The following is a 12,753-nucleotide window of genomic DNA, read 5'->3' as shown; positions in this document are numbered from 1 at the left end:
CCTCGCGGGCCTGGGCCAGCGCGCCCGCCGCGATCGGCACCATGGCCTGCTTGCACGCGAGCAGCAGCAGGTAGCCCTTGAGGCACTGGCCCATCACGAAGCCCGGCTCGGCCGCCAGCGTGGCGAACAGCGGCTGCACGGTATCGGCGCGATAGGTGAGGTAGCGCCGGCAGGTCTCGTTGAAGGCCGCCGCCGCCGCCGCCGAAGGCGCGGTGAGCGGCAGGCCGTGGAGGTCGAGGTTCATCGGGCCGGCGCCGGGCGGCCCTGCAGACGGCCCACCTGACGACCGCCATCGACCCGCAGCAGCTGGCCGGTGACCTTGGTGGCCGACAGCAGCCACACGATGGCGTCGGCGATGTCCTCGGGCGTGAGCACCTCGGCGAGGGCGGCGCTGTCCTTGTAGGCCTGGCGGCTGGCCTCGTAGGCCTCGCCCAGGCCGGCCTGCAGCCAGCCGGTCTCGATGAAGCCGGGCAGCACCGCGTTGACCCGGGCCTGCGGCCCGAGCACACGCGCCAGCGACACGGTGAGGGTGTTGAGCGCGCCCTTGGAGGCGGCATAGGCAATGCAGGAGCCCTGCCCCTCCTGGCCGGCGATGGACGACACATTGACCACCGAGCCGCCGCTGGCGCGCAGCGCCGCCTCGCAGGCCCGCACCATCTGGAACACGCCGATGGTGTTGACCGAGTAGATGTCGTGGAAGTCCTGGGCCGACAGGCCGTCGAGCCGGTTGGCGGCCACGAACTTGGTGGTGCCGGCGTTGTTCACCAGGTAGTCGATGCGGCCCCAGCGGTCCTGCGCGGCGCGGGCCATGCGCCGGCAGTCTTCGTCGCTGGCGACATTGGCGCTGACCACGAAGGCATCGGCGCCGGCAGCGCGACACTGTGCCGCGACCGCCTCGGCCGCATCCTGGCTCCTGGTGCAGTTGATCAGCACCGAGGCGCCGCGCTGCGCGAGCATCAGCGCGGTGGCCGCGCCGACACCGGCCGAGGAGCCGGTGACGATCGCGCACTTGCCTTTCATGTCCATGGGTGTCTCCTGAGGCATTGGGGGTGAGGTGGAGCGGCGACCGTCTCAGACGGCCGCGCGCATGGCGTCGAGTCCGGTCGCCAGGTCGGCGATGAGATCGTCGGTGTCTTCCAGGCCGACATGCAGGCGGATCAGCGGGCCGCCGTCCCAGGGCTGCACGCTGCGCGCGCCGCTCAGGCGCGCCGGCATGATCAGGCTCTCGTAGCCGCCCCAGGAGTAGCCGATGCGATAGAAGCGGCGGCGCTCGACCAGCGCGGCAAGCTTGCCGGGGGTGTCGGCCATACCGGCGCGCAGCTCGAAGGAGAAGAGCCCGCTCGAGCCGGTGAAGTCGCGCTGCCACCGCGCATGCCCGGGATGCGAGGGCAGCGCCGGATGCAGCACCCGCGCCACCTCGGGCCGCGCCTGCAGCCAGCGGGCCACCGCCAGCGCCGACTGCTGGTGGTGGCGCATGCGGACCGCCGCGGTGCGCAGGCCGCGCAGGATGAGGAAGGCATCGTCGCCGCCCACGCACAGGCCCATCTGGCGCACCGCGCCGTGCAGCGCCGGCCAGAGCGCCTCGCGCACGACCACCGCGCCCATGAGCACATCGGCATGCCCGCTCCAGTACTTGGTGAGCGGCAGCAGCGACATGTCGACGCCCCAGTCGAAGGGGCGCGCGAACATCGGCGAGGCCCAGGCGTTGTCGATCATGGTGACCACGCCGCGGCTGCGGGCCAGCGCGCACAGCGCCGGCACATCCTGGATCTCGAAGGTGTAGCTGCCCGGGCTCTCGAGGTAGAGCACGCGGGTGGCGGGCTGCATGAGCGCGGCCACCGCATCGGCGTCGAGGGCGGGGTCGTAGAAGGTGGTGCTGACGCCCATGCGCGCGAGCAGGGTGCCGCACAGGGTGCGGGCCGGTCCGTAGACCGAGTCGGGCATCAGGACATGGTCGCCGGTCTTGAGCACGGCAAGCAGCGCCGCGGCGATGGCAGTGAGGCCCGAGGGCATCAGCGCGGCGCGGCAGTCATGGCCCTGGCCCTCGATGGCCGCGAGCGCGTCCATCAGCGCGAAGGTGGTGGGCGTGCCGGCGGTGGCGTAGGTGCTGGCGTGGCGCTCGCCGGCGACCGCGCGCGCGCCGGTGGACCAGGCCTCCTCGAGGGTGTCGAAGAACACCGAGGAGGCGCGGTAGACCGGCAGGTTGGCGGTGGTGATGGGGACATTGAAGCTGCGCGAGACCTCGGTGACGAGGCTGCCCAGGCCGGCGGGATCGTGTGGGGTGCTCATCGACCGATTATAGGAAGGCCGGCCCGGTGCGCGGCGAACTTTCGGACCACCGCCGTGTCGAGCCGTGCGCACGCGCCCGCCGGCTGCCGCTACAGTGGGCCGGCAACGGCGCGCCGTCCCGTGGCGCATGCCCCAGGAGACAACCCATGTCGCAACCCAAGGACCCCAAGGCGATCGGCACCGGCGGCGTGCCCGACGCGGCCTGGCTGGCGCGTCAGCCAGCCGAGCCCATCCTCGAGCCCGATCTGCCCATCGTCGACGCCCACCATCATCTCTGGGATCGGCCGAAGCACCGCTACATGCTCGAGGAGCTGCTCGCCGACACCGGCAGCGGCCATCGGGTGGTGGCCACGGTGTTCGTCGACTGCCGCGCCTTCTATCGCGCCGGCGGCCCCGAAGCCCTGCGCCCGCTGGGCGAGACCGAGTTCGCCAACGGTGTGGCGGCCATGGGCGCAAGCGGCGTGTACGGCTCCACCCTCGCCTGCGCGGCCATTGTCAGCCATGTCGACCTGCTGCTGGGCGCGGCCGCACGCGAACCCCTCGAGGCGCACATCAGCGCCGGCAACGGACGCTTTCGCGGCATCCGCCACGCCGGCGGCTGGGTGGACACGCCGCAGATCCACAACAGCCACACCAATCCGCCCCAGGGCCTGTACGCCATGCCGGCCTTCCGCCAGGGCTTCGCGCAGCTCGCGCCCCTGGGCCTGTCATTCGAGGCCTGGCAGTTCCATACCCAGCTCGGCGAGGTCACCGATCTGGCGCGCGCCTTCCCCGACACCTCGATCATCCTCAACCATGTCGGCGGCCCGCTCGGCGTGGGGCCCTTCGCGGGCCGGGCCGACGCGGTCTTTGCCGACTGGAAGCGCGGCATGACCGAGCTTGCCCGCTGCCCGAATGTCACCGTGAAGCTCGGCGGACTGGGCATGCGCATCGGCATGTTCGATCACCATGCCCGCGAGACGCCGCCCAGCTCGCAGCAGATCGCCGACGCCTGGCGGCCCTGGATCGACACCACCATCGAGCTCTTCGGCCCGCAGCGCTGCCTGTTCGAGAGCAACTTCCCGGTGGACAAGATGTCCACCGGCTACGCCACGCTGTGGAACGCCTTCAAGCGCCTGGCCGCGGGCGCCTCGGCCGAGGACAAGACTGCGCTGTTCAGCGGCACGGCCAGCCGGGTGTACCGCATCGGCCTCTGAGCACTGACCACACCACACCGCACCGGCCGGCACGCTGATCGGCAGCGCGACCTGGCCGGGCACTTCAAGGGGGAGAGCAAGCATGATCAGCAACCGTCTGACACTCGCGCTGGCGGCCGCGGCCGCCCTGGCGCTCGCGCCCGCGGCGCAGGCCCAGAAACGCTATGACCCGGGCGCATCCGACAGCGAGATCCGCATCGGCCAGACCATGCCCTACAGCGGCCCGGCCTCGGCCTACGGCTCGCAGGGCAAGGTGGAGCTGGCCTACTTCAAGATGATCAACGCGCAGGGCGGCATCAACGGCCGCAAGGTCAACCTGCTCAGCCTGGATGACGGCTACAGCCCGCCCAAGACCATCGAGCAGACCCGCAAGCTGGTGGAGCAGGACGAGGTGCTGGCGATCATGAACGCGCTGGGCACGCCCACCAACAGCGCCACCCACAAGTACCTCAACCAGAAGGGCGTGCCGCAGCTGCTGGTGTCCTCGGGCGCTTCCAAGTGGAACGACCCCAAGGCCTTCCGCTGGACCACCCCGTTCTTCCCGCCCTACATCCAGGAAGGGATGATCTACGCCAAGCACATCCTCACGAACTTCCCCAACGCGAAGATCGCGATCATCTCGCAGAACGACGACTCGGGCCGCGACTATGTCAAGGGCTTCAAGATGGGCCTGGGCAGCAAGGTGAGCCAGGTGGTGAAGGAGGTCACCTACGAGGTGACCGACGCCACGGTCGACTCGCAGGTGATCGCCATGAAGGCCGCCGGGGCCGACACGCTGTTCACCATGGCCACGCCGAAGTTCGGCGCGCAGGTGATCCGCAAGGTGGCCGAGATCGGCTGGAAGCCGCACCACTACATCGTGTCGGTGTCGAGCTCGCAGGGCACGGTGCTCGAGCCGGCGGGGCTGGACAAGTCGGTGGGCCTGATCACCGCCATGGCCTTCAAGCTCGCGGGTGATCCCACCTGGGACAACGATGCCGAGATGAAGGAGTTCCTGAAGTTCTGCAAGGAATGGTTCCCCGAGGGCAACCCCATGGACGCCTCGGTGGTGCTGGGCTATGTCACCGCGCACATGATGGTGCACATCCTGAAGAACGCCGGCGACAACCTCACCCGCGAGAACATCCTGAAGGCGGCGACCAACATCAAGAGCCTGAAACTGCCGATGCTGCTGCCCGGGGTGCTGGTGAACATCAGCCCCGACGACTACTCCACCTTCAACACCTTCCGCACCGCGCGCTTCGACGGCAAGCGCTGGGCGCTGTTCGGTGACCCGATCATCGCCGACGGGAAGTAGGCGGCACCGCCCGCGGCCTACACGAACTCCGCAGGATCGAACTCGCGCGTCATGGCCCAGTAGTCGAGCAGCCGCCAGGGCGAGGTGACGGTGAGCCGGTTGCGCGCGTTCTTGTACCAGCTGGTCACGCCGGGATGGGTCCAGACCATGTCGGCGGCCTTCTCGTCCAGCCGCTGGTTGTAGCGCTCGCAGACCTCGGGCCGCACCTCCAGGCTGCCCAGCCCGTCCTCGATCAGGGCGCGCAGCGCCTGCATGATGTAGCGCACCTGGCACTCGGTGTGGAAGATGATCGAGCCGCCATGGGCGAGGTTGGTGTTGGGCCCGTACAGCATGAAGAGGTTGGGGTAACCCGGCGCGGTCATGCCCAGGTAGGCGCGCGGATCATCGTCGCCCCACCGCTCGCGCAGGGTCAGGCCGTCGCGGCCGCGGATGGTCATCGGCCAGAGCATCTTCGAGGCCTGAAAGCCGGTGGCGAAGATGATCACATCGGCCTCGTGGCGGGTGCCGTCACGCATCACGATGGCGCCCGGCTCCACCCGCGCGATCGGGTCGGTCTCCAGCGACACATTGTCCCGCCGCAGCATGCGGTACCAGTGGTTGTCGCGCAGCATGCGCTTGCCATAGGGCGGGTACGACGGGATGCACTTGGCGAGGAGTGCCTCGTCGCCGCCGAGCTCGCCGCGCACATAGTCGACGATCATCTCGCGCATGCGATGGTTCGTGGCATTGAGCGAGACCGCCGGCTGGGTCCAGGCCGGGTCCTTGTGCAGCGAGGCATGAAAGCCGTCGGAGCTGGCCCAGAACTGCTGGAAGCGCAGCCAGTTGGAGTAGTAAGGGATGTGCCGCAGCGCCCAGTTGTGGCCGGGCTTCACCGGCAGGTGGTAGTTGGGGTTGTTCATCGCCCAGTGCGGCGTGCGCTGGAACACCCGCAGATGGGCCACCTCGGGCGCAATGGACGGTCCGGTCTGCATGGCGCTCGCGCCGGTGCCGATCATGGCCACGCGCTTGCCGGCCAGCTGCACCGACGAGTCCCACTGCGCGGTGTGAAAGGCCGGGCCACCGAAGGTCTCGATGCCCTCGATGTGCGGGATGGACGGCCGGTTCAGCTGCCCCACCGCGGTGATCAGGGCGTTGCACTGGCTGCGGCCCGAGCCGCCCTGCCCGTCCTTCCAGTGCACCGTCCAGTGCCCCGTGGCCGGGTCGACCGCCGCTTCGGTGACCTCCACCCCGAAGCGGATGTGCTCGCGCAGGCCGTGCACCCGGACCACCTCGCGGATGTAGGCGAGGATCTCGTCGCGGCGCGAGAAGTGGCGGCTCCAGTCGTTGTTGACCTGGAAGGAGTAGGAGTAGAAGTGGTTGGGCGTGTCGACCGCGCAGCCGGGGTAGGTGTTCTCGAGCCAGGTGCCGCCGACATCGGCGTTCTTCTCGAGCAGCTCGAAGGGGATGCCGAGCTGCTTCAGGCGAATGGCCGCGCACAGGCCACCGAAGCCCGAGCCGATCACCACCACCCGGAAGCCGGCGCGCGCCGCCGGCGGCTGCGGCTGGCGCCAGCGCACCGAGCGGGTGTCTTCGCCGCCAAAGCTCATCTCCTCGAGCAGCAGCGCAATGTAGTCGGCCGGCACCGGCTGGCCCACGCCGGCGCTCATCATCGTCTGCAGCACCTCGGGCGCGGGCCGCGGCGGCGCGGCGCGGCCCGCGCTGGCGTAGTCCTGCAGCGCCGCCACCAGGCGGTCGATGACGGTCTGGCGCAGATCGGCCGGCACATTCTGCAGAAAGCTCCACGGGCCCTGGATGTGCGGGGCCACCTCGGCCATGAGGTCGAGGTCACCGGTGAGCTGCACCAGCGACATCAGCAGCGGCGCGATCTCGGCATCAGCCAGCGCGGTGCGCAGCGTGGTCTCGTCGCGCACCGCCTCGCGAACCGTGGCGAGGAAATCGGTTGTCATGGAAGCACTCCTTGAAGTCGGGGCAGCCGGCGGGGCGCCGGCCGCGCGGGATCAGACCGTGGTGTAGCCGCCATCAACCGGCATGGCCGCGCCGGTCATGAAGGCCGCGCGATCGCTGCACAGGAAGACCACCGCCTGGGCGATCTCCTCGGCCTGGCCAAGGCGGCGCAGCGGCACGGTGCCCAGGATCTGCTCGCCACGGCGGGCCATGGCCTCGGTGATCATGGGCGTGTCGATGTAGCCGGGGCAGACCGCGTTCACGCGGATGCCGGCGGCAGCGTGATCGATGGCCGCGGCGCGGGTGAGGCCGACCACGCCATGCTTGGCCACCACATAGGCGTTGGAGCCGGGCAGACCCACCAGGCCGGCCACCGACGCGGTGTTGACGATGGCCCCACCGCCGCTGCGCTCCATGGCGGCGATCTCCTGCGCCATGCACAGGAATACGCCGGTGAGATTGACCGCCAGCATGCGCTCCCAGGACTGCAGGCTGATGTCGCCCATGCGCTGGCCGCCAGCGCCCACATGCATGGCGGCGATGCCGGCATTGTTGAAGGCGCAATGCAGCGGACCGTAGGCGGCAAGCGCGGCCTGCACCATGGACGCCACCTGATCGGGCTGGGTGACATCGGCATGCACCGCGTGGGCCTCGCCCCCGGCGGCGCGCACCAGCGCCACGGTCTCCTCGGCGCCGGCGCCGGGCAGGTCAGACACGGTGACCCGCGCGCCCTCTCGCGCCATGGCCAGGCAGGTGGCGCGGCCAATGCCCGAGCCGCCGCCGGTGACCAGGGCGCTGCGCCCGTCGAGCAGGCCGCTCATGGCGCGGGGGCGCCGATGGCGCAGGGAAGGCACAGGGGATCGCGGGTGGGCATCGACGGACCTCGGCGTGGGTGGGGCGGGCCGGCCGTGAGCCGGCGGGGTGAACCGATGGTACGGCCCGCGAGAGGCCCCCGGCAAAGCTCGCGCAGCGGATTCCGGCCGCAACGCTCGGCTAAGATCGGAGATTGCCTTCAGCGCCGCGCCCGTGCGGCCCGTGACCATGAAACGCAGCTCGCATCGCATGGATCGGGTGGACACCCCGATCATTCCGACCATCGCGGCCCTGGTGCGGGCCACCCCGGGCACGATCTCGCTCGGCCAGGGCGTGGTGAGCTACGGGCCACCCACCGATGCCGTGGCCGGCCTGCCCGCGCAGATGGCCGATGTGCAGCTCAACAAGTACCAGGCGGTGAGCGGCATGGCGCCGCTGGTGCAGGCGATCGAGGCCAAGCTCGCGGCCGAGAACGGCCTGACGGTGTCGCCGCACAGCCTGGTGATGGTCACCGCCGGCAGCAACATGGCCTTCCTGAACGCGGTGCTGGCCGTGGCCGACCCGGGCGAGGAGTTCATCCTGCCCATGCCCTACTACTTCAACCAGGAGATGGCCATCCGCATGGCGGGCTGCGTGCCGGTGCCGGTGCCGGTGCGCGATGACTGGCAGCTTGATGTGGCGGCGATTGCCGCCGCGATCACGCCGCGCACGCGGGCGATCGTGACGGTGTCGCCGAACAACCCCACCGGCGCGGTCTACCCCGAGGCCGACCTGAGGGCGGTGAACGCGCTGTGCGCGCAGCACGGCCTCTACCACTTCAGCGACGAGGCCTACGAGTACTTCACCTACGACGGCGCGCGGCACTTCTCGCCGGGCAGCATTCCGGGTGCGCACGCGCACACCCTGTCGTTCTATTCGTTCTCGAAGAACTACGGCATGGCGAGCTGGCGGGTGGGCTATGTGGTGTACCCGGCCGATCTGTTCGATGCGATGAACAAGGTGCAGGACACCAACCTGATCTGCGCCCCGGTGGCCTCGCAACTGCTGGCGCTGCGGGCGCTCGAGCAGGGCCGAGGCCTGGTGATGCCGCGGGTGGCCGATCTGGCCCGCGTGCGCGCCCAGGTCTTCGAGGCCCTGGCCGGGCTGGGAGATCTGGTTCACTTCCCGCGCACCCAGGGCGCGTTCTATGTGCTCATGCGCCTGCCCGGCGTGGCCGAGCCGCTGGCCTTCAACCGCGCCATGACCGAGCGCCACAAGGTGGCGACCATTCCGGGGTTTGCCTTCGGGCTGACCGACACCGCGCGCTGGAACTACCAGCGGCTGTCGTATGGCGCGCTGGATGGCGCCACGGTGGCCGAGGGGGTGCAGCGCTTCGTGGCGGCGGTGAAGGACTGGTACCGGGGCGGGTGAGTTGAAACGCAGCCGGTGACCGCAGGGAGCTTCGAGGGGTCTGGCCTCAAAGCCTGAGCAGCGGGTAGAGCGACATCACCAACAGGCCTGCCATCCCGTGGTTGAACAGCCTGAGGTTGCGCGGTCCCTGTAGAAAATGCCGCAGGCGAGCGCCAGACAGCGCCCACAAGCCAACACTCGGCAGGTTCACCGCGGCAAACAGCAGTGCGGCAAGGACGATGGCCTTGATGCCGCCAGATGCCGGCACATAGGTGCTGAATGCACTCAGAGCCATGACCCAGGCCTTGGGATTGACCCACTGAAACGCTGCGGCGCCGAGGAAACCCAAGGGCCTGGAGGAGCGACCGCGAGACCCGGGATCGTCCGGTGGGCCTGAGTGTGCAATGCACCAGGCCAGGTACAGCATGTAGATTGCCCCGACCCACTTGAGCACACCGTGGATCCACGGAAACCGGTTGAAGACTTCAGCAAGGCCCAGGCCGACCGCCATCACCATGACGAGGAAGCCCAGGCTGATGCCCAGCATGTGCGGCACAGACGATCGGAAGCCGAAGTTGACGCCGGATGCCAGGAGCATGAGGTTGTTCGGCCCGGGGGTGATTGAAGTCACCAGGGCGAATATCGCGAAGGCGAACAGCGTGTCTGCTGGCATGAGGCGGGGGAACTGGGAACGGCTCGAAAAGCGATGGACTGCTTACACCAGACCACAACGGCCGTGCCCTTGCCAGGATTGATACCCTGGCATCCACCACGCGGCTGGCTCGATGTACTCGACCATGCTACCGGAGGTGGGTATTGGGACCGCCTCCCGCTTTCCGCCCCACCCGCCTTGCCGCGCGACGCGCAATCCCCGACGCTGCTGCCTGCCCCATCCCAAGGAGACCTTCATGCAGCATGCCTACGAGACCGTGAGCGTCGATGTCCGCGGCGCGGTTCACTGGCTCACCCTGAACCGGCCCGACTCGCTCAACGCGATCACCACCCAGATGGCGACCGAGCTGTCCGATTATTTCGGCGGCCTGCAGCGCGATCGCCACTGCCGCATCGTGGTGATGCGCGGGGCGGGTCGCGCGTTCTGCGCCGGGCTGGACATCAAGCGCCGCGGCGAGGGCGAGAAGCCCTTTGGCGGCGGCTTCGGCTTTCAGGGCCTGCTGGCCGATGTCTATGTGAAGATGCACCACTGCCCGCAGCCGATCATCGCGCTGGTGCATGGCGCGGCCAGCGGCGGCGGCTTCGCCTTCGCGCTGGCGGCCGACATCCGCATCGCCGCGCAGAGCGCGCGCATGAACGCGGCCTTCATCAAGCTCGGGCTGTCGTCCTGCGACATGGGCGTGAGCTATTTCCTGCCGCGGGTGGTCAGCCGCTCGGTGGCGTCCGAACTGATGCTCACCGGGCGCTTCATCAACGCCCAGCGCGCGCTGGCCACCGGGCTGGTGAGCGAGGTGGTGCCCGATGACCAGCTCGAGGCCGCCGCCCAACCCTACATCGACGAGATGCTGGCCACCTCGCCGATGGGCCTGCGCCTGACCAAGGAGGGCCTGAACCTGGCCACCGACGCGCCCTGCCTGGAAGCGGCCATCGCCATCGAGAACCGCAACCAGACCCTGTGCGCCCGCAGCGAAGACTTCGCGGAAGGGCTGCGGGCCTTCATCGAGAAGCGCCCACCGGTGTATCGGGACGCCTGAGCCGGCTCGGCAGGGCTGGATCCAAACTGAACGCGGGAACCCGGCGAGCGACATTGCCGCCCGAGATCATCCGCATACCGCCTGTCGGAGGCCGCTAAAGCAGCCAATCAAGTGCGCCGAAAGCTCCGGGACCGGCGAGCAAGTCGTCGCAAACCGCAGCGCCGTTGCCGGCGCCTAACCTTCCAGGAGCTTCGGATGATTTCGATCCTGCGACGGGGCTTCCTCGCCTTGTCCCTGCCCCTTTTCGCCGGCTGCGCCGTCCCGATTGCGTCAACGACATCCGGTGGCTGCGGATGCGGCAGCCCGTCGCCCACGCTGACCTCAGGTTCAGGCGGTTCCTCCCCGAAGGCGATTCAGACCAGCTGCGCTGAATCGGGTCGGGGCATCACGGTGGTGTGCCCGCAGGTGGTCTCGAACTGCGGTGCGAACCCGTTCGCTTCGGTTAGCGGTTCCTGCGGCTGCGTCGGGACCTGCAACTGCGGCGGACTGATGTCCAGCGTCGTATCCACGCATACCGGGTCCGGGAATCCCATTGCGATGACCTGGCCTACGGCCTGCAATGACTACCCGATCAGCTACCGGGCAACGCCCCGCTGATACGCCGAAGACACGACGGCCCAGGAAGGAATTTCCATGCTTCGAACCAAACGCTCACTGCTTATCCTGATCGCGAGCCTTGCCGCGTTCTCGCCCCTTCACTCCGCAGCGCAGACCGCGCCGACTGCCGCCACGATTGTCTCGATGCCAAGCGGAACGGCAGCGGGGACCTTCAACAGCGGGATGATCTTCATCGCCGAGCAACTCGACCGGAATGTCGATCCGACCATGCGGGTTCGCCCAACGGTCATCACGAGCTTCGTCAATCTGAACGACCTCGGCGAGAGTTCCGCACTGGGACGCCTGATCGGTGAAAACCTCACCCATGAGCTGCAGGTCAGGAACTGGGCTGTCGCCGACATTCGCCTGACCAAGAGCCTGATCATCAACCAGGGGGGCGAATTCTCTCTGAGCAGGGATATCCGGCAACTGCGCGAGTCATATCCGGTCTCGAACATCGTCACTGGCACCTACTCCTCGACCTCGGATGGCGTTCTGCTGAATGTGCGAATCATTGACTCCACGAACGGCTGGGTGATCTCCAGCGCCCAGACCCGGCTGCTGCGGGATCGTTTCATCGCGTCTCTGGTCGACAAGCCGGCGCAGGCACCGATGGTCAATCTCAGCGCCAGTTGTCCCTCCGCTTCCGTCTGCGGAGCTGCCCGATAGAATCCCCGGACTGCGCGCATCTGGGAAGGGAAACATGGCGAGCCATCGACGACGCATCAGGCCGGCGGCTGCCATGGTCCTGTTCACGGCTGTCCTCGCGGGCTGTGCGGGTACGCCCACCGGGCAACTGCCTCCCGTATGTCACATCGACGAGACCGAACTCATCGGCAAGGTCGACAGTCGAGACCTCGCACTGCAACTCAGCGAAGGGCTCTGTCCGGTGGGCAAGGCGACAGACCGAGGCGATGAACCCACGGCCCTTCTTGTCGTTTCCGACCCCGTCGATGTGCAGAGCTACCTGCCCGGGCCACTCGGCCGAGCGTTTGGGGATGTCTTTCGGGCAGCCGTATTTCAGCGCTGTCAGGTGCCGATCCGGCAGATCGAATTGGGTCGCGATGTCAGCCTTACCCAGCAAGGCATCACGGCCCTCACTCGCGACCTGAGGGAAGTCCGTGGCACGACCTTCCAGGCTCGCGAGGCGATCATCACCACCTATAGCCTGAACCGGGGTCGCCTGACCCTGGTGGCCCGGCGCCTGGAACTCAGCCAGGCGGCCATCACCGGCATGAACACCCGTGAGCTCTCCTGGCAGTGCGAGCAGAACCTCATGGGGACCACCTCGGTGAAAACCACGGTCCGCTAACCAAGGCTTGCGCGGGCTGCAACGCGCACCCTGCCGGCGCGCTGACGCGTGCGGCCCTCATGGCAGCAGCGCCTCGCCCTCGATCTCCACCTGCGCGGCCGGATCGATCAGGCCCGAGACCTGCACCAGGGTCATGGCCGGGAAGTGCTTGCCCAGGGTCTCGCCCCAGGCCTTGCCCACCGCTGCGCCGGCGCGGTTGAAGGCGCCGAT

11 protein-coding genes and 1 pseudogene are annotated in these 12,753 nt (G+C 68.6%); 6 read left to right on the top strand and 6 right to left on the bottom strand.

The annotated features are described in order from the left end of the window. From AC2H6A_RS12965 to metC, 3 genes and pseudogenes are all read right to left on the bottom strand, one after another. Positions 1 to 244 (bottom strand): annotated as a pseudogene (locus AC2H6A_RS12965) (hypothetical protein); the annotation flags it as partial. Next, on the bottom strand, positions 241 to 1,026 hold the full coding sequence (locus AC2H6A_RS12960) for an SDR family NAD(P)-dependent oxidoreductase (RefSeq protein WP_484274022.1): 786 nt from the start codon (positions 1,024 to 1,026) through the stop codon (positions 241 to 243). The gene AC2H6A_RS12960 and the pseudogene AC2H6A_RS12965, both read right to left, overlap by 4 nt. A 45-nt stretch (positions 1,027 to 1,071) precedes the next feature. Continuing rightward, a complete protein-coding gene (gene metC / locus AC2H6A_RS12955; RefSeq protein WP_484274021.1) occupies positions 1,072 to 2,289 on the bottom strand; it encodes a cystathionine beta-lyase in 1,218 nt (405 codons plus the stop codon). Between the two features lie 146 nt (positions 2,290 to 2,435). On the opposite strand from metC, the gene AC2H6A_RS12950 reads away from it, so the two are divergent. Beyond that, positions 2,436 to 3,485 carry an amidohydrolase family protein gene (locus AC2H6A_RS12950; protein ID WP_484274020.1) on the top strand — a complete coding sequence of 350 codons (1,050 nt, stop codon included), beginning with the start codon at positions 2,436 to 2,438 and terminating at the stop codon, positions 3,483 to 3,485. Between the two features lie 82 nt (positions 3,486 to 3,567). Then, positions 3,568 to 4,782, top strand: coding sequence for an ABC transporter substrate-binding protein (locus tag AC2H6A_RS12945; RefSeq protein WP_484274019.1), 1,215 nt, complete (start codon positions 3,568 to 3,570; stop codon positions 4,780 to 4,782). Between the two features lie 17 nt (positions 4,783 to 4,799). Here AC2H6A_RS12945 and AC2H6A_RS12940 read toward each other — a convergent pair whose 3' ends face one another. Both AC2H6A_RS12940 and AC2H6A_RS12935 read right to left on the bottom strand, forming a co-directional pair. Next, complete coding sequence (locus tag AC2H6A_RS12940) at positions 4,800 to 6,728, bottom strand: flavin-containing monooxygenase (RefSeq protein WP_484274018.1); 1,929 nt, start codon at positions 6,726 to 6,728, stop codon at positions 4,800 to 4,802. Between the two features lie 51 nt (positions 6,729 to 6,779). After that, positions 6,780 to 7,547 (bottom strand): SDR family NAD(P)-dependent oxidoreductase, encoded by a 768-nt coding sequence (locus AC2H6A_RS12935; RefSeq protein WP_484274017.1) that lies wholly within the window; start codon positions 7,545 to 7,547, stop codon positions 6,780 to 6,782. Between the two features lie 220 nt (positions 7,548 to 7,767). Between AC2H6A_RS12935 and AC2H6A_RS12930 the strand changes: the two genes are divergently transcribed. Continuing rightward, positions 7,768 to 8,949, top strand: a complete 1,182-nt coding sequence (locus AC2H6A_RS12930; RefSeq protein WP_484274016.1) for a pyridoxal phosphate-dependent aminotransferase — start codon at positions 7,768 to 7,770, stop codon at positions 8,947 to 8,949. Positions 8,950 to 8,995: 46 nt separating this feature from the next. Here the strand turns inward: AC2H6A_RS12930 and AC2H6A_RS12925 are convergent, their stop codons facing one another. Further along, the gene (locus tag AC2H6A_RS12925) at positions 8,996 to 9,601 is read right to left on the bottom strand and encodes a LysE family translocator (RefSeq protein WP_484274015.1); all 606 of its coding nucleotides are present in this window, start codon (positions 9,599 to 9,601) and stop codon (positions 8,996 to 8,998) included. A gap of 235 nt (positions 9,602 to 9,836) precedes the next feature. Here AC2H6A_RS12925 and AC2H6A_RS12920 point away from each other — a divergent pair, with 235 nt between their 5' ends. The 3 genes from AC2H6A_RS12920 (at position 9,837) to AC2H6A_RS12910 (ending at position 12,543) form a co-directional block, all read left to right on the top strand. Further along, complete coding sequence (locus AC2H6A_RS12920; protein ID WP_484274014.1) at positions 9,837 to 10,634, top strand: enoyl-CoA hydratase/isomerase family protein; 798 nt, start codon at positions 9,837 to 9,839, stop codon at positions 10,632 to 10,634. Between the two features lie 633 nt (positions 10,635 to 11,267). Further along, the gene (locus AC2H6A_RS12915) at positions 11,268 to 11,900 is read left to right on the top strand and encodes a FlgO family outer membrane protein (protein WP_484274013.1); all 633 of its coding nucleotides are present in this window, start codon (positions 11,268 to 11,270) and stop codon (positions 11,898 to 11,900) included. Between the two features lie 73 nt (positions 11,901 to 11,973). Further along, positions 11,974 to 12,543 carry a FlgO family outer membrane protein gene (locus AC2H6A_RS12910; RefSeq protein ID WP_484274012.1) on the top strand — a complete coding sequence of 190 codons (570 nt, stop codon included), beginning with the start codon at positions 11,974 to 11,976 and terminating at the stop codon, positions 12,541 to 12,543. Positions 12,544 to 12,753 lie beyond the last annotated feature (210 nt).

It is taken from the genome of Quisquiliibacterium sp. (genome assembly GCF_982640115.1).
The sequence above is the reverse complement of the archived record's forward strand: the minus strand, read 5'-3'. Positions and strand labels throughout refer to the sequence as shown.